Origin of the sequence: Pseudomonas sp. St29 (assembly GCF_001547915.1) — a bacterium.
Lineage (GTDB): Bacteria > Pseudomonadota > Gammaproteobacteria > Pseudomonadales > Pseudomonadaceae > Aquipseudomonas.
The window spans coordinates 3,808,666-3,830,571 of the sequence record NZ_AP014628.1 but is presented as its reverse complement, the minus strand read 5'-3'; the positions used below and the strand labels follow the sequence as shown (position 1 = coordinate 3,830,571).

At 66.7% G+C, this 21,906-nt stretch carries 20 protein-coding genes; 6 read left to right on the top strand and 14 right to left on the bottom strand.

Annotated features, from left to right (window positions below; genetic code table 11):
* Positions 1–22: 22 nt before the first annotated feature.
* The gene (locus tag PST29_RS16995) at positions 23–754 is read left to right on the top strand and encodes an SDR family oxidoreductase (RefSeq protein ID WP_060843796.1); all 732 of its coding nucleotides are present in this window, start codon (positions 23–25) and stop codon (positions 752–754) included.
* The gene (locus PST29_RS16990) at positions 751–1,161 is read left to right on the top strand and encodes a hypothetical protein (RefSeq protein ID WP_060843795.1); all 411 of its coding nucleotides are present in this window, start codon (positions 751–753) and stop codon (positions 1,159–1,161) included. Before PST29_RS16995 ends, PST29_RS16990 begins: the two co-directional genes overlap by 4 nt.
* Positions 1,162–1,224: 63 nt before the next feature.
* Here the strand turns inward: PST29_RS16990 and PST29_RS16985 are convergent, their stop codons facing one another.
* Positions 1,225–2,535, bottom strand: a complete 1,311-nt coding sequence (locus PST29_RS16985) for an MFS transporter (protein ID WP_060843794.1) — start codon at positions 2,533–2,535, stop codon at positions 1,225–1,227.
* A 155-nt stretch (positions 2,536–2,690) separates the two neighbouring features.
* Between PST29_RS16985 and PST29_RS16980 the strand changes: the two genes are divergently transcribed.
* Together PST29_RS16980 and PST29_RS16975 are read left to right on the top strand one after the other, a co-directional pair.
* Entirely contained in the window at positions 2,691–3,821 is a 1,131-nt protein-coding gene (locus tag PST29_RS16980; RefSeq protein ID WP_060839589.1) for a sugar diacid recognition domain-containing protein, read from the top strand.
* 545 nt (positions 3,822–4,366) lie between these two features.
* A complete protein-coding gene (locus PST29_RS16975) occupies positions 4,367–5,509 on the top strand; it encodes a glycerate kinase (protein ID WP_060843793.1) in 1,143 nt (380 codons plus the stop codon).
* A 312-nt stretch (positions 5,510–5,821) separates the two neighbouring features.
* Here PST29_RS16975 and hpaI read toward each other — a convergent pair whose 3' ends face one another.
* The 8 genes from hpaI to PST29_RS16935 form a co-directional block, all read right to left on the bottom strand.
* Positions 5,822–6,622, bottom strand: coding sequence for a 4-hydroxy-2-oxoheptanedioate aldolase (hpaI, locus tag PST29_RS16970; protein ID WP_060843792.1), 801 nt, complete (start codon positions 6,620–6,622; stop codon positions 5,822–5,824).
* Between the two features lie 10 nt (positions 6,623–6,632).
* On the bottom strand, positions 6,633–7,436 hold the full coding sequence (gene hpaH / locus PST29_RS16965; protein ID WP_060843791.1) for a 2-oxo-hept-4-ene-1,7-dioate hydratase: 804 nt from the start codon (positions 7,434–7,436) through the stop codon (positions 6,633–6,635).
* Positions 7,437–7,438: 2 nt separating this feature from the next.
* Positions 7,439–8,746, bottom strand: a complete 1,308-nt coding sequence (locus tag PST29_RS16960; RefSeq protein ID WP_060843790.1) for an MFS transporter — start codon at positions 8,744–8,746, stop codon at positions 7,439–7,441.
* A 162-nt stretch (positions 8,747–8,908) separates the two neighbouring features.
* Entirely contained in the window at positions 8,909–9,298 is a 390-nt protein-coding gene (locus PST29_RS16955) for a 5-carboxymethyl-2-hydroxymuconate Delta-isomerase (RefSeq protein ID WP_060839584.1), read from the bottom strand.
* A gap of 135 nt (positions 9,299–9,433) precedes the next feature.
* Positions 9,434–10,285, bottom strand: a complete 852-nt coding sequence (gene hpaD / locus PST29_RS16950) for a 3,4-dihydroxyphenylacetate 2,3-dioxygenase (RefSeq protein WP_060843789.1) — start codon at positions 10,283–10,285, stop codon at positions 9,434–9,436.
* A gap of 54 nt (positions 10,286–10,339) precedes the next feature.
* A complete protein-coding gene (gene hpaE, locus PST29_RS16945) occupies positions 10,340–11,800 on the bottom strand; it encodes a 5-carboxymethyl-2-hydroxymuconate semialdehyde dehydrogenase (protein WP_060843788.1) in 1,461 nt (486 codons plus the stop codon).
* Positions 11,801–12,601 carry a fumarylacetoacetate hydrolase family protein gene (locus PST29_RS16940; RefSeq protein ID WP_060843787.1) on the bottom strand — a complete coding sequence of 267 codons (801 nt, stop codon included), beginning with the start codon at positions 12,599–12,601 and terminating at the stop codon, positions 11,801–11,803.
* Between the two features lie 9 nt (positions 12,602–12,610).
* Complete coding sequence (locus tag PST29_RS16935) at positions 12,611–13,270, bottom strand: fumarylacetoacetate hydrolase family protein (RefSeq protein WP_060843786.1); 660 nt, start codon at positions 13,268–13,270, stop codon at positions 12,611–12,613.
* Positions 13,271–13,476: 206 nt separating this feature from the next.
* Between PST29_RS16935 and hpaA the strand changes: the two genes are divergently transcribed.
* Both hpaA and PST29_RS16925 read left to right on the top strand, forming a co-directional pair.
* Positions 13,477–14,406, top strand: a complete 930-nt coding sequence (gene hpaA / locus PST29_RS16930) for a 4-hydroxyphenylacetate catabolism regulatory protein HpaA (protein ID WP_060843785.1) — start codon at positions 13,477–13,479, stop codon at positions 14,404–14,406.
* A gap of 122 nt (positions 14,407–14,528) precedes the next feature.
* Positions 14,529–15,620, top strand: a complete 1,092-nt coding sequence (locus PST29_RS16925) for a DUF1176 domain-containing protein (protein ID WP_060843784.1) — start codon at positions 14,529–14,531, stop codon at positions 15,618–15,620.
* 16 nt (positions 15,621–15,636) lie between these two features.
* On the opposite strand, the gene PST29_RS16920 is transcribed toward PST29_RS16925, so the two are convergent.
* The 5 genes from PST29_RS16920 to PST29_RS16900 are packed head-to-tail and all read right to left on the bottom strand — an operon-like array spanning position 15,637 to position 21,581.
* Positions 15,637–17,298, bottom strand: coding sequence for a GMC family oxidoreductase (locus PST29_RS16920; RefSeq protein ID WP_060843783.1), 1,662 nt, complete (start codon positions 17,296–17,298; stop codon positions 15,637–15,639).
* 35 nt (positions 17,299–17,333) lie between these two features.
* Positions 17,334–18,635, bottom strand: a complete 1,302-nt coding sequence (locus tag PST29_RS16915; protein WP_060843782.1) for a carbohydrate porin — start codon at positions 18,633–18,635, stop codon at positions 17,334–17,336.
* Between the two features lie 51 nt (positions 18,636–18,686).
* Positions 18,687–19,751, bottom strand: coding sequence for a 2,3-butanediol dehydrogenase (locus PST29_RS16910; RefSeq protein ID WP_060843781.1), 1,065 nt, complete (start codon positions 19,749–19,751; stop codon positions 18,687–18,689).
* Positions 19,748–21,013: an MFS transporter gene (locus tag PST29_RS16905; RefSeq protein WP_060843780.1), complete on the bottom strand. Its 1,266-nt coding sequence runs from the start codon at positions 21,011–21,013 to the stop codon at positions 19,748–19,750. The genes PST29_RS16910 and PST29_RS16905 overlap by 4 nt, the downstream gene beginning before the upstream one ends.
* Positions 21,014–21,047: 34 nt before the next feature.
* The gene (locus PST29_RS16900; RefSeq protein ID WP_060839573.1) at positions 21,048–21,581 is read right to left on the bottom strand and encodes a 2,4'-dihydroxyacetophenone dioxygenase family protein; all 534 of its coding nucleotides are present in this window, start codon (positions 21,579–21,581) and stop codon (positions 21,048–21,050) included.
* Positions 21,582–21,906: the final 325 nt, after the last annotated feature.

Genomic DNA, 21,906 nt, shown 5'->3' with positions numbered 1-21,906 from the left:
TCAATCGCAACAGGTGATCGCAATGACTCTTTCCAACTCAAGCGTGGCCGGGCAGACCGTGGTGGTGATCGGCGCCGGCAGCGGCATTGGCGCCGCGGTGGCCCGTCAGGCCGCTGAACGGGGTGCCCGGGTGGTGCTGGCCGGGCGCAGCCTGGATGCCCTGCAGCGCCAGCAGGCGCAGTTGCCGGCATCGGCCCGCAGCCTCGTCGTGGATATCACCGATGCCGCCAGCGTCCGCGATCTGTTCAGTAGCGTGGGGGCCTTTGACCATCTGGTGATCAGTGCCGGTCCGGCGATCACCGCCAAGCCCCTGGCCGACACCGATCTGCTGGACGCCCAGCGGGCGTTCGAGGTGAAGTTCTGGGGCGTGTGGCGCGCGGTCCAGGCGGCGCTGCCCCATCTGGCGCCCCACGGCAGCATCAGCCTGACCTCGGGCCTGCTGTCGCGCAAAATGGTCCCCGGGCAGGTGCTCAAGACCACCCTCAATGCCGCCCTCGAAGCCCTGGGCAAGCACCTGGCCAAGGAGCTGGCGCCACGTCGGGTGAATGTCATCAGCCCCGGGGTCACCGCCACCGAAGCCTATGCCGGGATGTCCGAGGAGGCTCGTCAGGCGATGTTCGCGCGCACGGCCGCCAGCCTGCCGGTGGGCCGTGTCGGCCAGCCGGACGACATCGCCGCGGCCTTTATCCTGGCCATGGAAAACGCTTTTATCAGCGGCAGCCTGATCGACGTCGATGGCGGTGGCCTGCTGTGAACTGGCGCTTCGACCACCTGGCGTTCAACGTCGCCGAGGGCGAGGCGTTGCAGGCGGCGTTCGCCGACTTGCTGGGGCTGCAAAGGGGACGGCGCCCGCCGTTTCCCTTTCCCGGGCGCTGGCTGTATCAGGACCGGCAGGCGCTGGTTCACGTCATCGAGCAGGCCGACAGCCCCGAGCCGCAACTGAGCCATATCGCCTTCAGCACCCAGGAGGCGGCCGAAGTGGTATTGCGGCGGGTGCAAGCCAGTGGCCTTGAGCATCAAGTGGCGCAGGTGCCGGAAGACGGCATCTGGCAGATCTTCGTCCGTCTGCCCGGGGGGCTGGTGCTGGAGCTGGATGCTCCGGCGGCGGGGGCGTTGACCATCAGTCACGATTACACCCGGCACGCGGGTGCGCCGGACTGACGCCGGCGCTGAAAAAAGCCCGTTCCAGCTTGGGCTCGAACGGGCTTTTGGCGTTGCCGCGGCTCAGCGGTTCAGGGTGCGGGTCATGCGCAGCGCCAGCAGGCTGCCGCCGACAATGACCGCCGCCAGCAGGTACAACGCGGCATCGGTGGAGCCGGTGCTGTCCTTGACCCAACCGACCAGGTAGGGGCTGAGAAAGCCGGCCATCTGGCCCATGGAGTTGATCAGCGCCAGGCCGCCGGCCGCCGCGCCGGCACTGAGCAGGGCCGTGGGCACCGGCCAGAACATCGGCAGGCCGGTGAGGGCGCCCATGGTGGCGAGGGTCAGGCCGAGGATGGCCAGGGCCGGGTTGGCGGCAAAATTCACCGCGATCAGCAGGCCCACGGCGCCCATCAGCATCGGTACGACAAGGTGCCAGCGGCGCTCCTTGCGCAGATCCGCCGAGCGCCCCACCAGCAGCATGAACACCGCCGCCAGCAGGTAGGGAATGGCGCTCAGCCAACCGATCACCAGGTTGTCGGCAAAGCCCAGGTTCTTGATGATCGACGGCAGCCAGAAGTTGATCGCGTAGACCCCGCTCTGGATGCAGAAGTAGATCAGGCCGAAGGCCCAGATCGCCGGGTTCTTGAACACCGCGGCCAGGGAGTCGCTGGCGGTTTTCGGCTGGTTGGCGGCGTCGCTGGCCTGGTCGGCGGCCAGCACTGCGCGTTCAGCGGGTGTCAGCCACTTGGCGTGGGCGAAACTGTCGCTGAGCAGGAAGAACGCCAGGGCGCCCAGTACCACCGTGGGAATGCCCTGCAGCAGGAACATCCACTGCCAGCCGGCGAGGCCGCCTTGCCCGGCGGCGAAATGGTTGAGGATCCAGCCGGAGAACGGGCTGCCGAGCAAGCCGGACACCGGGATCGCCGACATGAACAGGGCCATGATCCGGCCCCGGCGAAAGGTCGGGAACCACTGCGAGAGGTACAGCACCACCCCGGGGAAGAACCCGGCTTCGGCGGCCCCGGTGAACAGGCGCAGGGTATAGAACTGGGTCGGCGTGGTGACGAACAGCAGGCAGGTGGACAGGGTGCCCCAGGTGATCATCATCAGCGCGATCCAGCGCCGCGGGCCGAACCGGTTCAGTGCCAGGTTGCTCGGCACGCCGCACAGCACGTAGCCGATGAAGAAGATCCCGGCCCCCAGGCCGTAGACCGTCTCGCTGAACTTCAGGGCGTCGAGCATCTGCAGCTTGGCAAAGCCGACGTTGACCCGGTCGAGGTAGTTGAACAGGTAGCAGACGAAAATGAAGGGGATCAGGCGCAGGGTGATGCGCTTGTAGACGGCGTTCTTGTCGTCAGCCTGGGCCAGTGGGACAGCGGCGCTCTGTGACATGGTGTGTCTCTCTTTATTATGATTTTTCGCGGTGCAAGGGTAACGTTGACCGCCCCGAGAGTCTCGGTCACGCCGCGGTCGCTGTCTTTGTGCCGGCGCACAGCGATTGGCCACGGCCCCTGTGCCACTGAACAATGTCCAAGGATCCTCTCCCTATGTTCGAACTCGATCATGACCTGGCGCAGGACATCGTCGACCGCGCGATGGCCATCCTGCCCTACAACGTCAATGTCATGGACAGCCAGGGCCTGATCCTCGGCAGTGGCGAGCCGGAGCGGATCAACACCCGGCATGAAGGCGCGCAACTGGTGCTGGCCAACGGTCGGGTGGTGGAGATCGACGCGCCCACCGCGCAGCGGCTCAAGGGCGTGCAACCGGGGATCAATCTGCCGCTGCTGCACGACCAGCGGCTGATCGGGGTGCTGGGCATCACCGGCGATCCGGCCTTGCTGCGTACCTACGCCGAACTGGTGCGCATGACCGCCGAGATGCTGGTGGGCCAGCGTCACCAGCAGGCCGAGCAGCAATGGCGGCGCCAGCGTTGCGACGATCTGCTGGCCCTGCTCCTGAGTGACGGCGGCGACTCCCCGCGCCTGGTGGACGAAGCCCGGCAGATGGGCCTCAAGCCGCAACTGGCGCGCACGCCCTACCTGTTCGAACTGGCGCCGGAACAGCCCGTGGGGCAGGGCGTCGAGACCCTCAGCGCCTGGCTGATGAGCCGCTACCCGGACAGCTGGTGCGTCAGTTCGTCGAAGACTTCCCTGCTCTGGTGTCGCCCGGCGAACCTCGGCCTGGACAACCCGCGGCTGCTGGAAAAACTCGACGGCCAGGGCTGGAACATCCTACGGGTTGCCGTGGGCGGGCAGGCCGATGGCCTGGCCGGATTGCGCCGTTGCTATCGCCGGGTCAGCGACCTGCTGGCCTACGGCCGCGACCTGCTGCCGGACTCGCGCCTGCTGACCCTCAACCGCTACCGCCTGCCGGTGATGCTCTGGCGCCACCGCAACGACGACGCCCTGGACGAGTTGCTGACCCCGTTGCGCAAGGTGCTGGCCAAGGACAGCAACGGCCAGTTGCTGGCGACCCTGCGCAGCTGGTGCGACCACGATGGCCAGAGCCAGGCCTGCGCCGACGCCCTGGGCATCCACCGCAACAGCCTGCGCTACCGCATGGAGCGCATCGCCGAACTCAGCGGCGTCGACCCCTTGCGCCTGGACGGCATGCTGGCCCTGTACCTGGGGGTGCAATTGCTGCCCCCCAACACGGCTCAACACAATCCCCTGTAGCCGCTGCCGAGCTTCAGCGAGGCTGCGCAAAGGCCCGCAGGGCCTTGCTTGGCAATCTCCAGCCAAACCTGCATCACCTTCAAGACCCTCGCGAGCGCTGCGCGCCCGTTCGCAGCCTGCGGCAGCGGCTACAGAGTCCTGTAGCCGCTGCCGAGCTCCAGCGAGGCTGAGCAAAGGCCCGCAGGGCCTTGCTTGGCAACCTCCAGCCAAACCTGCATCGTCTTCATGACCCTCGCGAGCGCTGCGCGCCCGTTCGCAGCCTGCGGCAGCGGCTACAGAGTCCTGTAGCCGCTGCCGAGCTCCAGCGAGGCTGCGCAAAGGCCCGTAGGGCCTTGCTTGGCAATCTCCAGTTAAACCTGTATCACCTTCAAGACCCTCGCGAGCGCTACGCGCCCGTTCGCAGCCTGCGGCAGCGGTTTCAACGCTAGGCGAGGTTGCGCCGTTGTAGCAATGAACAATAAAGCGCCCTCGGACTTGTGCAGCGGCCCGGGGTCAGCGCCTGCGCCAAGTGGCAGCATGGCGGCACAAGAACCGGAGAACGCCCCATGAAAATCATCATCGCCCCCGACTCGTTCAAGGACAGCCTGAGTGCCGCAGGCGTGGCCCAGGCCATTGCCCAGGGGCTGGCCGAGGTCTGGCCCGATGCCGAGCTGTGCCAATGCCCGATGGCCGACGGCGGCGAGGGCACGGTGGAGTCGATTCTTGCCGCCTGTGACGGGCAACTGCGCCGCCATCGGGTCCAGGGGCCGCTGGGGGCGCCGGTCGAAGCCCGCTGGGGCTGGCTGCCCCAGAATCACACGGCGATCATCGAAATGGCCGAGGCCAGTGGCCTGCAATTGCTGGCGCTGGACCAACGCGATGCCTGCAACAGCAGCACCTTCGGCACCGGGGAGCTGATCCTGGCCGCGCTGGATGCCGGGGCCCAACGCATCATCCTGGCCATCGGCGGCAGTGCCACCAACGATGGCGGCGCCGGGGCCCTGCAAGCTCTGGGTCTCAAATTGCTGGATCGCCAGGGCCAGACACTGCCCCGTGGTGGTCTGGCCCTGGCTGATCTGGCTGGCATTGAGTCTGATGGCATGGACCCGCGTCTGGCCCGGGTGCGCTTTGAAATCGCCGCCGACGTCAACAACCCGCTGTGTGGCGATCACGGTGCCTCGGCGATCTTCGGCCCGCAGAAAGGTGCCACGCCGCAACAGGTGCAAGCGCTGGACCGGGCCCTGGGGCACTTCGCGGACCTGTGTGCCGAGGTGTTGCCCAAGGACGTGCGTGACGAACCCGGCAGCGGCGCGGCTGGCGGCCTGGGGTTTGCCGCCAAGGCGTTCCTCGGCGCGCAATTTCGCCCGGGGGTGGAAGTGGTGGCGGAACTGGTGGGCCTGGAACAGGCCGTGCGCGGTGCCGATCTGGTGATTACCGGTGAGGGCCGCTTTGACGCCCAGACCCTGCGGGGCAAGACGCCGTTTGGCGTAGCGCGCATCGCCCGGGAGCAGGGCGTTCCGGTGATCGTCATTGCCGGCACCCTGGGCGAGGGTTACCAGCAGATGTATGCCCACGGCGTGGATGCAGCCTTCGCCCTGACCTCAGGCCCCATGAGCCTGGAACAGGCCTGCCGCGAAGCCCCGCGCCTGCTGCGCGAACGCGCCGCCGACATCGCCCGCGTCTGGCGCCTGGCCCGCAACGCCTTGTAGGAGCTGGCTTGCCAGCGAAGAGCCCGCCAAGCCTTGCACCACCCGCGAGAACGCCTTCGCCGGCAAGCCGGCTCCTACGGAAAAGCCCCGCGAGCCTTGCCCCCCGTGTAGGAGCTGGCTTGCCAGCGAAGAGTCCGCCAAGCCTTGCACCACCCGCGAGAACGCCTTTGCCGGCAAGCCGGCTCCTACGGAAAAGCCCCGCGAACCTTGCCCCCCGTGTAGGAGCTGGCTTGCCAGCGAAGAGTCCGCCAAGCCTTGCACCACACGCGAGAACGCCTTCGCCAGCAAGCCGGCTCCTACGGCCATCGCCCGTCAGTAAACTCCGCCGTCGCGGGTGGGGGTGTCCAGGGTCTTGTACTGGCCGGCCAGACTCCGCAGGCCCTTCATCAGCACGGTGGTATCCACGCCTACCGCGACAAAATTCGCCCCCAGTTCGATGCTGCGCCGCGCCAGTCGCTGATCGGCACTGAGAATCCCTGCGGCCTTGCCCGCTCGACGAATCCGCACGATGGCGTCTTCAATCGCGGCCACCACGTCCGGGTGCCCGGGGTTGCCGCGATGGCCCATGGCCGCGGACAGGTCCGCCGGGCCGATGAACACGCCATCGACGCCGTCCACCGCGAGGATTTCATCCAGGTTGCGCAGGCCTTCGAGGTTCTCCACCTGCACCAGCAGGCACATCTGTTCATCGGCCCGGTCCAGGTAGTCGGCGATGTTGTTCCAGCGCGACGCCCGGGCCAGGGCGCTGCCCACGCCACGCACCCCCCGCGGCGGATAGTGCATGGCGCGCACCAGCTGGCGCGCCTGCTCGGCGCTTTCGACCATGGGGATCAGCAGGGTCTGGGCGCCGATGTCCAGCAATTGCTTGATCAGCGCGGTGTCGCCGATCGGTGGGCGGATGATGCCCTGGGCTGGGTAGGGGGCGATGGCCTGCAACTGCGCCAGCAGGCTGCGCAGGTCGTTGGGGGCGTGTTCGCCGTCCAGCAGCAGCCAGTCGAAACCGGCGTTGGCCGCCAGTTCGGCGCAGTAGCCGTCCGCCAGCCCCAACCACAGACCGATCTGCGGTTCGCTGTGTTGCAGACGTTGTTTGAACAGGTTCAGTGGCATATCCATGGCCGTCTCCTCAGACAAAGCGGCAGGCAATGCTGCCCAACTGATCGTAGTCCACGTGGAAGACATCCCCGGGACGGGCCGCCACCGGGCGGGTAAAGGAGCCGCCGAGAATGATCTGCCCGGCTTCCAGGCCGACGTCATGGGCCGCCAGCTTGTTGGCCAGCCAGGCCACGCCCTTGGCCGGGTGGTTGAGCACCGCCGCGGACACCCCGGACTCCTCGATCACGCCATTGCGGTAGAGCACCGCCGGCACCTTGCGCAGGTCCACATCCCCGGGGCGCACGGCGCGGCCGCCCATCACCACCCCGGCGTTGGCGGCGTTGTCGGAGATGGTGTCGAACACCTTGCGCGTGGCCTGGGTCTGCGGGTCCACCTGCTGGATGCGGGCGTCGATGATCTCCAGGGCCGGGATCACCCAGTCGGTGGCGTCCAGCACATCGAACAGGGTGCAGTGAGGGCCTTTCAAGGGCTTGCCGAGGATGAACGCCAGCTCCACCTCGACCCGCGGCACGATAAAGCGCTGGAAGGGAATGTCCGTGCCTTCATCGAACAGCATGTCGTCCAGCAGGGCGCCGAAATCCGGCTCGGTGATGTTCGACGACACCTGCATCGCCCGCGATGTCAGGCCGATCTTGTGGCCCACCAGCTTGCGCCCGTCGCGGATCTTCTGCTCCACCCAGCTGCGCTGGATGGCGTAGGCATCCTCGAGGCTGATGTCGGGGTATTGCAGGGACAACTGGCCGATCTGTTCGCGGCTGCGTTCGGCGGCATTCAGGTGCGCGGCGGCTTCCTGGATATCCGAGGGGCTGAGCATGGTTATTTCTCCTGAGGGTTGACGATATGGGCCGGCACCTGGAGCACCAGCCAGGCGCCCAGGGCGATCAGCAGGGCCAGGGCATAGAGGGCCAGGCTGGCGCTCTGGGTGGCGTCGCGCACCACGCCGATCAGGTAGGGCGCGAGGAAGGCGGCCACACTGCCGAAGGAGCTGATCAGGGCGATGCCCGCGGCCTGGGTGCTGCTGGCCAGAAACGCCGGCGGCAGTTGCCAGAACATCGGCAACGCGGCACTGGCGCCCATGCCGGCCACCAGCAGGCCGAACATCACCAGCCACGGGTTGCCCGGGGCCAGCCCGGTGAGGATCAGGCCGAGGCTGGACATCAGCAGCGGTATCGCCAAATGCCAGCGGCGCTCGCGCAGGCGGTCCGAAGAGCGGCCGATGCCGAGCATGAACAGGCAGCCGGCCAGATAGGGCAGGGCACTGAGCAGGCCGACATTGCTGTCCCGGGCGATGCCGGCGTGATGGATCAGGGTCGGCATCCAGAAGGCGATGGTGTTCACCGCCAGCATCACCGCGAAGTACACGCACACCAGTAGCCAGACGTGGCGATCCTTGAGGATGCCGCTGAAGCGGGTGATCGATTTGCGCTGTTCTTCCTGTTGCAGGGCCTGGCGCAGCCAGGTTTTCTGCGCCGGGGTCAGCCAGTCCACCTGCTCGATGCTTTCCGGCAGGGCCTTGAGCACCAACAGCCCCAACAGGACCACCGGCAGGCCTTCGATCAGGAACATCCACTGCCAGCCGCGCAGGCCGCCAAAGTCGTGGAAGCTTTCCAGGATCCAGCCCGACAAGGGGCCACCGATGACCCCGGCCATGGGCACGGCGATGGCGAACAGTGCGGTGACCTGACCCCGGCGGCTGGCCGGGAACCAGCGGTTGAGCAGCACCAGGATGCCGGGAAAGAAGCCTGCTTCAGCAACCCCCAGCAGAAAGCGCAGCACATAGAAGCCCCAGGCGCTGTCCACCAGCATCAGGGCACTGGACAGCAGGCCCCAGACCAGCATCAGCAAGGCGATCCAGCGCCGTGGTCCGACCCGCTCCAGGGCCAGGTTGCTGGGCACCCCGAACAGCGCATAGGCCACGAAGAACAGCCCGGCGCCGAGGCCGTAGACGCTGTCGCTGAAGCCCAGGTCCTGGGTCATCTGCAACTTGGCGAAGCCGATATTGATGCGGTCCAGGTGGGCGAAGATGTAGCAGACGAACAACAGCGGCATCAGCCGCCAGGTGATCTTGCGATAGCAGTCGTTGACCTCGGCCACAGGAGCCTCGGCGATTGCGGGATGGGACATGGGGAGATCTCGTTATTGTTCTTGTGTGGGTCGGCTTGCCAGCGAAGTCTGCCTCGGGGCTGGCGCCTGGCTTGCGGGCCTGTTCGCTGGCAAGCCAGCTCCTACGGGTGGCATGGGCGTTGTGTAGGAGCCGGCTTGCCGGCGAAAGGGCCGGCACAATGCTCAGGCCTGTCCGCGCAGAAACTCATGCACGTTGTTGTGCTTGAAGTTCAGCTCGGCCTCCAGCTCGCTCATCTCGAACGACAGGGCCAGCAAACGCTGCGCCTGCAGCTCGGCGAAGTGCGCCTTGATGATCTCGAACAGCCCCTCGGCCACTTGGCGCCGGGTGGCCAGGTCACGACCGGCACCCACTTGCAGGCGCATATGGACAAAGGCGTAGTCGTGCTTGCCATCGGCCATGCGCCAGGTGTCCAGGCGTACCCCGCGGCTGCGAATGCCCCCAAGGGGAAACACGCCCGTGGCGCCCAGGTAGTCATGAACCTTGGTGAACAGCCCCGGCAGGTCGGCGGCCTGTTCGATGTTGTCGGTGTACTCAGCGATGAAATGCGGCACGGAGGCCTCCTTCGGAGGCAGCGGCAAGCGGCAAGCTACAAGCTGCAAGAGGGTTCTCTTGCGGCTGTAGATTGGCGACTTGCCGCTGCTGTCGATGTGGTCTTGCAGCTTGTGGCTGGAAGCTTGCTGCTGCTTCTAGAAAATGGCGTTGATCTGGCCGGTGCCGGAGCTGCCGAACAGCGGCGTGATGATCTCCGCCGGGCGGTTGTGTTCAGGCCCGCCCAACAGCCCCAGGAGCATTGCCGTGTCGTGCATGCCGCCTTCGCCATGGCAACTGGTGGCGTAGTCCGGGAGCATGGCGCAGAACTCGCGAAAGCGACCCTGCTGCCACAGCTCCACCACCCGCTGGTCCACCTGCTTGTCGAATTCCCGGGTCCAGTTGTGGATGTTGGCCTCGGCTTCGCGGTCGTTGGAAAAACGGTGGGACAGGGAGCCGGACGCCAGCACCAGGACCTTGCGCTCGCTCTTTTCGATCGCCCGGCGCACCGCGGCGCCGAAGGTGAAGCTGTCTTCGAGTTTGTGCCAGGCGCACCAGGCCGCGATCGACACCACCTTGAAGTGCTCGGCGGCGGGTACGTCCATGTGCATGTAGCGCATGGGCACCAGGGTGCCGTACTCCAGCTCCAGGCTGGGGATGTTGTGGGCCAGGGTGCGCACGTCGGCGGCGTTGGCCTCGGCGGCGATCAGCTCCCCCAGCTCCGGGCAGCCCTGGTAGTCGTAGGTCATGTTCTTGATGAAGTGCGGCAGCTCGTTGCTGGTGTAGGTGCCGTTGAAGGCTTCACCACAGTTGATGTGGTAACCGCTGTTGACCAGCCAGTGCACATCGAACACCACCGCGGTGTCGGCCCCCAGCGCCCGGGCGCGGCGAGCAATTTCCTTATGCCCGGCAATGGCCGCCTCACGGCAGCCGTGGTGCTTGCCCGGCAGTTCGGACAGGTACATCGATGGAACGTGGCAGACCTTGGCGGCCATGACGACTTCGCCCATGGTGCTTCTCCTGAAACATCTTCTTGTTGGCGTGATCCGGGACGGTTGTAAACCTTACACGCCCCAGCGCGGGATGTGATGGCTGCCCATGGAGAGGCAGACGTTCTTGATCTCGGCAAACACCTCGAAGCTGTATTCGCCGCCTTCGCGGCCGGTGCCCGAGCCCTTGACGCCACCGAAGGGCTGGCGCAGGTCGCGGACGTTCTGGCTGTTGATGAACACCATGCCGGCCTCGATGCCCCGGGCCAGGCGATGGGCCTTGCCGATGTCCTGGGTCCAGATGTAGGAGGCCAGGCCGTACTCGGTGTCGTTGGCCAGCTGCAGGGCCTGGGCCTCGTCCTTGAACGGGATCAGGCACACCACCGGGCCGAAGATCTCTTCCTGGGCGATGCGCATCCGGTTGTCGACGTCGGCGAACACCGTAGGCTGGATGAACTGCCCGCTGGCCAGGTGCGCCGGCAGGTTGGCCGGACGTTCCAGGCCGCCGGCCAGCAGGGTCGCGCCTTCTTCCAGGCCGATGCGGATGTAGCCGGTGACCTTGTCGTAGTGGGCCTGGGTGATCATCGAGCCGACCTGGGTCTTGGGGTCCTGCGGGTCACCGACGATCAGGCGCTTGGCCCGGGCGGCGAATTCCTTGACGAACTGCGGGTAGACGCTTTCCTGGATGAAGATCCGGCTACCGGCGGTGCAGCGCTCGCCGTTCAGGGAAAAGATGGTGAACAGCGCGGCGTCCAGGGCCCGTTCCAGGTCGGCGTCCTCGAAGATCAGCACCGGCGACTTGCCCCCCAGTTCCATGGAGTACTTCTTCAGGCCGGCGGTCTGCATGATCTTCCTGCCGGTGGCGGTGCCGCCGGTGAAGGAGATCGCCCGCACGTCCGGGTGGCGCACCAGGGCATCGCCGGCTGTGGCGCCGTAACCCTGGACGATGTTCAGCACCCCGGCGGGAATCCCGGCTTCCACCGCCAGCCGGCCCAGCTCGTTGGCGGTCAGCGGCGACAGTTCGCTCATCTTCAGCACCGCAGTGTTGCCCAGGGCCAGGCAGGGCGCGGTCTTCCAGGTGGCGGTCATGAACGGCACGTTCCATGGCGACACCAGGGCGCACACGCCCACCGGCTGGTACAGGGTGTAGTTGAGCATCTGGTCGTCCACCGGATAGCTGTGGCCGTCCATGCGGGTGCAGACCTCGGCGAAGAAGTCGAAGTTGTGCGAGGCCCGGGGAATCAGCACGTTGCGGGTCTGGTGGATCGGCAGGCCGGTGTCCAGGGTTTCCAGCTCTGCCAGGTGCGGCACGTTCTCCTCGATCAGCGCACCCAGGCGGCGCATCAATCGCGCGCGCTCCTTGGCCGGGGTATTGGCCCATTTCGGGAAAGCGTCCTTGGCCGCGGCCACCGCCTGGGCGATCTCCTCGGCGCCGCCGCTGGCCACCTCGCCAATGGCTTCGCCGGTGGCGGGGTTGTAGTTGGTGAAGACTTCACGGCTTTCGACTTCGCGGCCGTTGATCCAGTGCTTGATCATTTATGCGTGCTCCTTGGCCACGGCGGTGGGCTCTGGGTGGGCGTGATGGGCGAAGAATTCGCTTTCGCTGACGATGCGGTTGACCAGCCGGCCAATGCCTTCGATCTCCACCACCACCTCATCGCCGGGCACTACATCGCTGAGGCCTTCGGGGGTGCCGGTGGCGATCATGTCCCCCGGTTGCAGGGTCATGAAGCTGGACAGGTATTCGATCAGGTAGGGGATGTCGAAGATCATGTCGGCGGTGCTGCCTTGCTGGCGCAGCTCGCCGTTGACCCAGGTGCGCAGGGTCAGCTGGTTGGGCTCGGGCACCTCGGCCACGTCGATGATCCACGGACCCACCGGGGTGGTGGCGTCGCGGTTCTTCACCCGCAGGTTGGGCCGGTAGTAGTTCTCCAGGTAATCGCGGATCGCGTAGTCGTTGCACAGGGTGTAGCCGGCCAGGTAGTCCAGGGCGTCCTCGCGCTTGACGTTGCGCGCGGTCTTGCCGATCACCGCCACCAGCTCGCACTCGTAGTGCATGTAGGCGACGTTGTCCGGGCGCCAGGTCACCTGCTTGTGGCCGGTGTAGGTGCCCGGCGACTTGATGAACACCAGGGGCTCGGTGGGCGGCTTGAAGGCCAGCTCGGCGGCGTGGTCGGCGTAGTTCAGGCCCAGGGCGAACAGGGTGCCGGTGGCCGGCGGCAGCCACTGCACCTGGTCTTCGGCCAGGACCCGGCCGTCCTCCAGTTGCAGGGTGTTGGGGCCGGTGACCCGAGCGTCGTGGACCTGGCCCTGATAACGGATGCGCGCGTGTTTCATGTCGGTTCCTTATTCGGCAACGATGCGATTGGCCAGGCGGCCCAGGCCGCTGATCTGTACTTCGACCCGGTCGCCGGGCCGCACATCGACCCGGCCCTCAGGGGTGCCGGTGATCAGCACGTCTCCGGCATGCAGGGTCATGAATTCGCTGATCTCGGCGATCAGCTGGGGGATGCTGTGTACCAGGTTGGCGGTGCTGTTGTGCTGCACCCGCTCGCCGTTGACGAACAGCTCCAGGCTCAGGTCGTGGGGATCGCTGATCCGGGCGGCCGGCACCAGCTCCGGACCGATGGCGCAGAAGCCGTCGCGGCACTTGGCCTTGACCGCCGGGCGGTAGTAGCTGTCTTCCGGCAGGCTGAACTCGTTGACGATGGTGTAGCCGGCCACATGCTCCAGGGCGTCCTCCAGGCGCACCCGGCTGGCACGCTTGCCGATCACCACCCCCAGGGCCGGGCCCGGTTGCAGGCGCTCGACGTCCTTGGGAAACACCACCGGTGCTTCATGGCTGTTGCGGGTGTTGGGGGGCTTGATGAACAGCACCGGCTTCACCGGAGGCTTCTGGTAGGGCGGCTGGGTGAAGCTTTGCAGATGGCTCTGCAGCAAGCCCTGGTAGTTCAGCGCAACGCCGAACAGGGTGCCGCCGGCGTGATCGTTCAGTGCACGGCTCATCGAGCGTCTCCTGGTTCCTGGTGTCGGACCCCGCTGTGCGCTTGCCGCTGGCGGGGTGAATTCGTTAATGTATTAACGTTATATTTAATATGTTAACAATCGTCAAGCGACGGCCCGAACTATTGCCTCATGCCCTGGCGGGCAAGCCGCGAATCGCGCAGGATGCCAACGCTTTGCGTGCTGAAAAATAAAAACAGAAGGGTGCCATGAACCCACGTCAACCCATTCCCAACATCAACATCGGCCAGGTCTACGATCAGCGTTACGCCGATGCCCAGGTGCATTACGACAAGCTCAGCAACCTGGCCGGCTTCTTCGGCCGCAACATGCCGGTGCATCGCCATGACCGCTTCTTCCAGGTGCATTACGTGCAAAGCGGCGCGGTGCGGGTCTATCTGGACGACCAGCAGTACCTGGAGTCGGGACCGATGTTCTTTCTCACCCCGCCGACCATTCCCCATGCCTTTGTCACCGAGGCCGACAGCGAGGGCCACGTGCTCACCGTGCGCCAGCAGTTGGTGTGGGAGCTGATCGGCGCCGATCCGACGCTGGCCCCCGCGCCGCTGGTGCCACCGGCCTGCGTGGCCCTGGCGCGGCTGGGGCCGCAGTTCGCCGGCGAGGTGCGGCGCCTGGAGTGCCTGTTCCATGAGTTGCAGCAGGAAATCGCCGGGCAGGACGCGGGGCGCGAGCCGGCCCTGGAAGCCCTGACCCGGCTGCTGATGATCAGCCTGCTCAGGCTGTCGGCCAACTCCCTGACGGCCCGTCCGGCGCGCCATGAAGACCTGCAGATCTTCCATCGCTTCAACGAGCTGATCGAGGCCCGCTACCTGGAGCACTGGCCACTGGCGCGTTACGCCAGCACCCTGGGGGTCACCGAAGCGCGGCTCAACGACGTCTGCCGACGCATTGCCGACCTGCCGTCCAAGCGCCTGGTGTACGAGCGCCTGATGCAGGAGTCCAAGCGCCTGCTGCTGTTCACCGCCAGTTCGGTGAATGAAATCTGCTACCAGCTGGGCTTCAAGGACCCGGCGTATTTCAGCCGCTTCTTCCAGCGTTACGCCAAGACCGCGCCGGGGGAATACCGCGCGCGCCAGGGCCAGACGAACCTGCCAGGGGCCGACGCGCCAGGCCCTTGAGCGCTGGCGCCGGGCCGTTCGGCGCGGCTGCGATGCCTCGCCCCGGGGCGCTGGCGATGGCGGTATTCGAACCTGGGCAAGCGTGGCAGAATCCGCGCCTTTGTCTGACCAGGAGCGTCGTCATGCTGCGTCCCGCTGTGCTGTCTTTGCTGGTGCTTGGCGCCGCTCCCTGCCTGGCCCAGGAGCTGCCGGAACTGACCCCGCTGTGGGTGCAGCAGCAGGGCTGGATCAGCGCCTGCGACAACCGCCGCGACTGCCAGCTGCTCTACACGCCGAACATCGGGTTTGCCGAGCCGGTCAACCACCTGACCCTGATCATCCGCAGCCAGGCCGGTCCCGAAGGCCGGCTGCAGCTGCAACTGGAGCACCAGGGCGCGCCTATCGAGCCCAACGCGCTGCGCCTGGACGGCCGCCCGCTGGAGCCCGCCTTGCTGGCGGCGCTGGTGCAGGAAGTGGAAGCCCCCGACAGTACCCGGCAGCAGCAGTATTACCGGGTTGACGATCAGGCCCTGGCCCGGCAATGGCTGGCGCGGTTGCGCAGCGGGCAGGTGCTGGAACTGCCGGGGGCGCAACCGGCCCGGGTGCTTCTGACCGGGCTGGCCGAATTGCTGCAACAGGTCGATCAGGTGCAGCACCGCCAGGGCACGCTCAGCGCCCTGGCCACGCCCGGCGAACAACCGGCCAGCGCGGTGCCCAGGGTCCAGGCGGCCCCGGCGCTGCGTCCCTATCCCGGGGTGACGCCGCTCAGTGCCCGGGAGCGCAGCGGGCTGCGGGCGGCGGTGCAGAAAACACTGCCTCCGCCCAAGTCGGAAGAGGACGACGACTACGTCATGCCTGCGCGCATCGAGCTCTATCCGCTGACGGCGCAGCAGGCGCTGGTGTTCGAGTTCTCCGACTGCGGCGCCTATATCTGCCTGTTCGACATCAGCAGCCGCTCGCGCACCGCGCCCTATGCGCTACAGCCCCTGCAGATGCAGGCATTGCCGGACGGCAGCGTCGACCATACCGGCGGCATCAACTATGACCCCGAAACCGGGACGCTCAGCAGTTTCCTCATGGGCCGCGGGATCGGCGACTGCGGGGAAATGGCCAGCTGGCACTTCGACGGCCAGGCCTTCCAGCTCACCGACTACCGGCGCATGCCCAATTGCAGTGGCCTGGGCTATGACAACTGGCCGGTGCTCTGGAGTGCCGAGGCGCCGAAGCGCCCCTGAACCCTGAACCCTGGCCTCAGGCGCACGCGTGGCCCTGGGGCTCGGCGCTCGGCTGTGCCAGTGACGAGCCCAGCAGCAGGTCGGCGGCCTTTTCCCCGATCATGATCGCCGCCGCGTTGGTGTTGCCGGTGATCAGGCTCGGCATGATCGAGGCGTCCGCCACCCGCAGTCCCTGCAGGCCGTGGACCCGCAGTTGATCGTCGACCACCGCCAGTTCGTCATGGCCCATCTTGCAGCTGCCCACCGGGTGGAACACCGTGCCCAGGTGCTGGCGGATCCATTGCTCGATCTGCTCCTGGCTCTGCACCTGCGGACCGGGCAGCAGTTCGCCCTTGAGGCGCCGGGAGAAGGCCCGGGTCGCGGCCAGCTGGCGCACCAGGCGCAAGCCGGCCACCAGTTTGCGCAAGTCTTCCGGGTGGCTGAGAAAGTTGGCCTCGATCAGCGGTTTGTCGTGGGGATCGGCGGAGTTCAGGCGCACCCGACCTCGGCTTTGCGGATGCATCACCGCCACATGCAGGCTGATGCCATGGCCCACGGGAATCAGGCGCCGGGGCTGGTTCTTCAGGGCCGGGGCGACGATCAGCCCCAGCTCCGGCACCGGGTCTTCGGGCGTAAGGCGCAGAAAGGCCCCGGACTCCACGGTGTTCGACGTCAGCGGGCCCTGGCGCCGGGTCAGGTATTGCCAGGGCGAACGGGCCAGGGGCAGCAGGCCCTTGGGCGAAAGGCCGTAGCCCAGCTCCGGGTCGCTGCGGTACATCAGCACGATGTCCTGGTGGTCCTGCAGGTTCAGGCCGACCCCCGGCAACGGGTGGCGCGGCAGGATGCCGTGGGGTTTGAGTTCCTCCGCCGGGCCGATGCCGGAGAGCAGCAGCAACTGCGGCGAGTTGATCGCCCCGGCGCACAGGATCACTTCCCGGCGCGCCTGCAATTGCCGCACCTGGCCGTCCTGGCTGATCTCCACGCCGCTGGCGCGAGTGCCTTGCAGCAGCACCCGGTGGGTCAGGGTGTTGCTCAGGACGGTCAGGTTCGGCCGCTGCAGGATCGGGTGCAGGAAGGCCCGGGCCGCGCTGCAACGCTCGCCGTTGACCTGGGTGACATGGAACGGCCCGAAGCCTTCCTGTTCCGGGCCGTTGAAATCCGGGTTGTAGCGCCAGCCCAGCTCCGTGGCCGCCTCATAGAACACCTGGTTGGCCGGGCTCGGGCTGCGCTGCTCGGCGACGTTGAGCTCGCCGTGCTGGCCGTGCCAGGGCGAATCCCCCGGTTCGAAATGCTCCGAACGCTTGAAGTAGGGCAGCAGCTCGTCGTGGCTCCAGCCCTGGTTGCCAGCGGCGGCCCAGCGGTCGAAGTCCTGGCGATGACCACGGATGTAGATCATGCCGTTGATGGCGCTGGAGCCGCCCCAGACCCGGCCGCGGGGGCAGGGGATCGGCACGTCGCCGCTGGCGGCCTGGGGGCTGAATTGATGCATCCAGTTCCAGCGCGGGTTGGCGATCAGGCGGATGATCCCCGCCGGTGTACGCACATAGGCCGCCGGCAGCAGGCTGCGGTCGCTGGGGCCAGCCTCGATCAGGCACACCTGAAGCTTGGGATCGGCGGACAACCGGTTGGCCAGCACGCAACCGGCGGAGCCGGCGCCGACCACGATGTAGTCGAAGGTTTGCGTGGTGTGTTCAGTCATGGGGATACCTCCTTGGGCAGTCACAAAGATCCAGCTCACAACCCCAGCAGCGAGCCAACGTCGAGGGTCACTTGCAGGCCGACGACAAAGCCGTTGCCGCTCAGCTCGCGGGCCTCGGGGTTGTAGAAATTGTCCGGGTTGATCAGGTACTGGACGCTGGGCTCCAGGGCCAGTTGCCGGGTCAGGGCGATGTGGGCGTTGGCTTCCAGGGCATAGACATTGCGCTCGCCCAGGCGCGGATCGCCGCCGTTGGCGCTGCGTGCCTGTTGCTGGAAACGCAGTTGATGATCGTTGAGGCGCAGGTAGCTGGCCTTGAGGTTGAGCTTGTCCCGGGGCCGGTCGAAGGGCGCCAGATAGGTCAGCCCGGCTTCGGCGAACTGGCTGAAGGGCTGTTTGTCGTCGGCCGCCGCCGACAGCGAACCGAACAGCAGCAAGGCCTGGGGCGCGGTGCCGGTGCCAGCGTCGGCGCGCCACAGCGCCTGCTGGAACTTGAAGAAGGCGCCGCCGCTGCCGAATGCGGTGGCCCCGGTCAGCGGATCCACCTGTTTGGAGGTGTTGTAGTAGCCGTTGAGTTCGTAGTGGGCGCTGTAGGCCTCTTGGTTCTGGCGGCCGATGCCCAGCAGCAGGCTGGTGCCGCTGGCGTCGTCGGTGCTGAAATCCAGGCCCTTGCGCTCCTTCAGGTAGTCCACCGGGTTGGATTCGAAGGCGCCGCCGTGCACGTACCACTGGGGCGTCAGCTGGTACTTCAGGTAGCCGCCCCAACTGCCGTAGGGCGGCGGCAGGATGCCGGTGGAAGAGTCGATGATCGGGTCGTTGCAGGTCACTGTGCTTTCGCAGTTGTAGATGTAGAAATAGCGCCGCGCGTTGGTCCGCCCCAGGCTCAGGTCGACCTGGCCGTCGAGCCAGGTCTGCTGGTAGGTCAACAGGCTCAGCTGGTGGCTGGTGAGGTCGTTGTGGATCGGCGCGCCGCCAAAGTAGCTGCCGGCGGCGCCTTGCCAGTTGCGTGAGGTGGGCACGCCGGTCTGCTGGTCGAGGATGAACAGGGTCTGCTCGACGTGCAGCGCCGCGCCGTCCAGGCCGGCGAAGGCCCCCAGGTCGATATCGGCGCCGACGAACAGGTCGCCGCTGTTGCCGAAGCTGTGGGGCCGCGGGCCGGTGTCGAGGTTCTTCATCGCCAGGCTGAGAAACTGCACATGGGGCGTAATGCCCTGGTCGGCCAGGTAGTCGCCCAACCCGGACAGCGGTCCGCTGCGGGGCGCAGCCGGGGCATCGGCGAAGCCATCAAGGGGCAGCAGCAAGGCTGCCAACAGCGGGCACAGCGCATAGGAAGCATTCATGTCGGGTACTCGTTTCTTGTTGTTTTTGTCTTGAGTGTTGAAAGCGATGGGTCAGGCCTCGGCCAGGGCCGGCGTCGGGTTGACCAGCACCTTGATCTGACTCTTGTCGTGCAACAGCGCCTCGAAGCCCTGTTCCACCGCCTGCTCCAGGGCCAGGCAGCGGGTCACCAGCCGCGACAGGTCCAGGCGTCCGCTGGCCAGCAGCTCGATCAGTTCGGGGTACACATGGCGGTAGCCGACGCTGCTGAGCAGGCGCAGTTCGTGGTTCACCAGGTGGAAGGCGTCGACCTGCACTTGGCCCATCAGGCCCACCAGCACGGCCTCACCGCCCTTGCGCAGGCAGTGCAGGGCATGGCTCAGGGTCTGCTGGCTGCCGGCGGCCTCGAAGGCCGTGTCGAGGCCGCCGTCGCTCAGTTGCCGCAGGCGCTCCTGCAACTGTGGGTCGGCGCCGTCCAGGGCGGCGCTGGCGCCCAGTTCCAGGGCCAGGCGCCGGCGCTCGGGGTCCAGGTCCACGGCGTAGATGCGCTCCACGCCCCGCAGCCGTGCCAGCAGGACCAGCAACAGGCCGATGGGTCCCAGCCCGAACACCACACAACTGTCGCCGGCCAGCAGGCTGCTCTGGTTCAGGGCGTGGTAGGCCACCGCCGCCGGCTCCAGCACGGCGGCCTGTTTGAAGCTGACGCGCTCTGGCAGCCGGTGCAGCATGTAGGCGGGCACCAGGGCCTGCTCGGCAAAACCGCCGTCGCCCATCAGGCCGATAAAGCCCATGGACTCACAGAGGTTGTACTGGCCCATGCGGCAGTATTGGCATTCGCCGCAGCGATATTCAGGCTCCACGGCCACCCGCTGCCCCAGCAGGCTCGGATCGACACCGGGGCCCAGGGCTACCACCTGACCGCAGAACTCATGGCCCAGGGTCAGTGGCGCCCGGCAGCCGGACAGCGGATGGGCCTCTTGATGGGGAATCGAGTGCGGCCCGTCGGCGTATTCATGCAGGTCGCTGCCGCAGATACCGCAGTAGGCGACCTGCAACAGGACTTCCCCGGGGCCGGGCTGGCGCAGTTGCACCTGGCTCAGGCGCAGGTCCCGGGCGGCGTGCCAACGCAGTGCGTTCATGGCTGGTTTCCTTGCAGGACAGAGGAGGTGTGCTGGCGCTGTTGACGGGCCAGCAGCGCCGGGGCGGTTTCCTTGAGGAACAGCGCCAGCAGCGCCGCCAGCAAGGCGCCGCCACAGGACATCCACATGACGATGGACAGGCCGAAGCGGTCGGCGGCGAAGCCAGCGAGGGTCGGGGCGACGAAGCCGCCCACCAGTTCGCCGATGCCCATGATCATGCCCAGGGCGGTGGCCATCACCTCCCGGGGCACGGTTTCCGCCGGGATGGTGGCCATGAACAGGGTGAAGCAGCCCAGGCCGGTGTAGGTCAGCAGCATCAGTGCGCCGAGCATCCAGGGTGAGGTGGCGTAGAGCAGGGCGATCGGGCAGCAGGCGGCGATCAGCGAGAACAGCACCAGGGTCGGTCGTCGGCCGATGCGGTCGGAGATCGCCGGCACGCCGAAGCCCCACACCACCCAGGCGCCGCCCAGGCAGCTCATCACCGTGCCCATGCTGGCCGGGCTGTAGTCGCGGACCTTGACCAGAAAGGTCGGGGTAAAGGAAATCAGGATGATGAACCAGGTCAGGAACACGCAACTGATCAGGGTGCAGAGCACGATATTGCGGCTTTGCAGCAGGGCCAGCCGCTGTCCGCCGCCCTGGCGCGGGTGTGCCTCGACCTGGGGCGCGCTGGGCGGCCGGTCCGGCTGCACGAAGCGCCAGATCAGCAGGGCGATCAGCAGCCCCGGAAGCAGCGAGACGATGAAGGCGTGGCGCCAGCCATAGGCTTCGGCCAGGGCGATCAGCACCGGCGGGCCGATCACCGCCCCCAGCAGGCCCGCCGCCGAGCCTTGCAGCAGGCCCATGTTCAGGCCCCGGCGTTGGGGCGATGAAGCCTCCACCATCAAGGATTGCGACAAGGGCAGGATCGGCCCCTCCGCCAGGCCCATGATGGCGCGGAACAGCAGCAGGCTGAGGAAGCCGGTGACCAGCCCGGAAAGCGCCGAACACAGGGAAAACAGGAGCACCGCGACGATCAGCAGCGGCTTGCGCCTGCCGCTGCGGTCCGACCAGGCGCCCACCAGGGCCCCGGACACGGCCCAGGCCAGGGCCAGTACCGACGACAGCATGCCCAGGTGGCTGTTGCTCAATTGCAGTTCGTCGGCCATGAAGGGGAACAGGAAAGACAGCGCCAGACGATCGAAAAAGACGAAGCCGAAGGTCAGGAACAGCACCCCGAGCAAGGTGTTCTGGTAACCGGCCTTGTTGTTTTTATAAGCCATGGTGGTTCTCCAAAGGAGGCGTGAGCAACGTCGATCAGCGAAACAGGGTGTCGATATGGGCCGCGCCCAGGCCGATCTTTTCGTAGTGTTCGCGGCACAGGGCGATGTAGGAGTGCACGTCGAAATAACCGTCGGGCTCGCCCTGTTGGTCGAGCCAGATCAGCGGGCCCTTGACGATGAAGAACACCCGCATCGGTTGTTCATGCTCGTAGGCCACCAGGGTGTGGCCTTCGCCCGGCGTCTCGTAGACGAAGTCGCCGGCGCTGGCGGTCCATTCGTGCTCCAGGTAGCCCCACTTGCCGGACAGGGTGTAGGCGAAGACTTCGTGGGGGTGGTAATGGCGGTTGACCAGCCCGGCGCTGCGGGCCATGAGGATGTCGCACCAGCGGTTCTCGCTGGGGGAAATCCATAGCGGCCGCGACGACACGGTTTCGGTGAAGGGCACGTACAGGCTCAGGTCGTCGCTGGCGGCGTTCGGCAGGTAGACCTCGGGCTTGGCGTCGGGCTTGAAGCAGTGGGCGATGGGCTGCAGGTCTTTCCAGAATTCACGGGTGGCGGCTTCAGGCATGGTTGATCTCGATGCTGGTCATAGGGGGAACCCGGGCTGCCGCGAGGGCAGTCATGGCAGCTACAGCGCCGACTTTAGGGGGAGGCCGGGCAACGGGTTTGCTCGGATCGGACCCATTGTTTGCCTGTTTCGGACGAGATTTTTCCGACCGCAGCCAGCGATGCGCCAAGGGCGTCCAGGCGCTCGGCGGCGACAGCGGTTGAAGTTGACAGGCCATATAGTTCAGATGTTAATGAATGGCCGCGACCCGCCGATCATGGGGTCCCAGGTGCCCGGGCCGAGCCTTGCCGTCCGGGGAACATCCCGCCGCCCATGAGAAGAACAA

Excerpts from the sequence above, each read along its gene's own strand:
- PST29_RS16975 (WP_060843793.1), top strand. The coding sequence starts at position 4,367 with ATGAAAATCATCATCGCCCCCGACTCGTTCAAGGACAGCCTGAGTGCC.
- hpaD (WP_060843789.1), bottom strand. The coding sequence starts at position 10,285 with ATGGGCGAAGTCGTCATGGCCGCCAAGGTCTGCCACGTTCCATCGATG.
- PST29_RS16940 (WP_060843787.1), bottom strand. The coding sequence starts at position 12,601 with ATGAAACACGCGCGCATCCGTTATCAGGGCCAGGTCCACGACGCTCGG.
- PST29_RS16980 (WP_060839589.1), top strand. The coding sequence starts at position 2,691 with ATGTTCGAACTCGATCATGACCTGGCGCAGGACATCGTCGACCGCGCG.
- hpaE (WP_060843788.1), bottom strand. The coding sequence starts at position 11,800 with ATGATCAAGCACTGGATCAACGGCCGCGAAGTCGAAAGCCGTGAAGTC.
- PST29_RS16920 (WP_060843783.1), bottom strand. The coding sequence starts at position 17,298 with ATGACTGAACACACCACGCAAACCTTCGACTACATCGTGGTCGGCGCC.
- PST29_RS16935 (WP_060843786.1), bottom strand. The coding sequence starts at position 13,270 with ATGAGCCGTGCACTGAACGATCACGCCGGCGGCACCCTGTTCGGCGTT.
- PST29_RS16995 (WP_060843796.1), top strand. The coding sequence starts at position 23 with ATGACTCTTTCCAACTCAAGCGTGGCCGGGCAGACCGTGGTGGTGATC.
- hpaA (WP_060843785.1), top strand. The coding sequence starts at position 13,477 with ATGAACCCACGTCAACCCATTCCCAACATCAACATCGGCCAGGTCTAC.
- hpaI (WP_060843792.1), bottom strand. The coding sequence starts at position 6,622 with ATGGATATGCCACTGAACCTGTTCAAACAACGTCTGCAACACAGCGAA.
- PST29_RS16910 (WP_060843781.1), bottom strand. The coding sequence starts at position 19,751 with ATGAACGCACTGCGTTGGCACGCCGCCCGGGACCTGCGCCTGAGCCAG.
- PST29_RS16915 (WP_060843782.1), bottom strand. The coding sequence starts at position 18,635 with ATGAATGCTTCCTATGCGCTGTGCCCGCTGTTGGCAGCCTTGCTGCTG.
- hpaH (WP_060843791.1), bottom strand. The coding sequence starts at position 7,436 with ATGCTCAGCCCCTCGGATATCCAGGAAGCCGCCGCGCACCTGAATGCC.
- PST29_RS16905 (WP_060843780.1), bottom strand. The coding sequence starts at position 21,013 with ATGGCTTATAAAAACAACAAGGCCGGTTACCAGAACACCTTGCTCGGG.
- PST29_RS16900 (WP_060839573.1), bottom strand. The coding sequence starts at position 21,581 with ATGCCTGAAGCCGCCACCCGTGAATTCTGGAAAGACCTGCAGCCCATC.
- PST29_RS16925 (WP_060843784.1), top strand. The coding sequence starts at position 14,529 with ATGCTGCGTCCCGCTGTGCTGTCTTTGCTGGTGCTTGGCGCCGCTCCC.
- PST29_RS16985 (WP_060843794.1), bottom strand. The coding sequence starts at position 2,535 with ATGTCACAGAGCGCCGCTGTCCCACTGGCCCAGGCTGACGACAAGAAC.
- PST29_RS16960 (WP_060843790.1), bottom strand. The coding sequence starts at position 8,746 with ATGTCCCATCCCGCAATCGCCGAGGCTCCTGTGGCCGAGGTCAACGAC.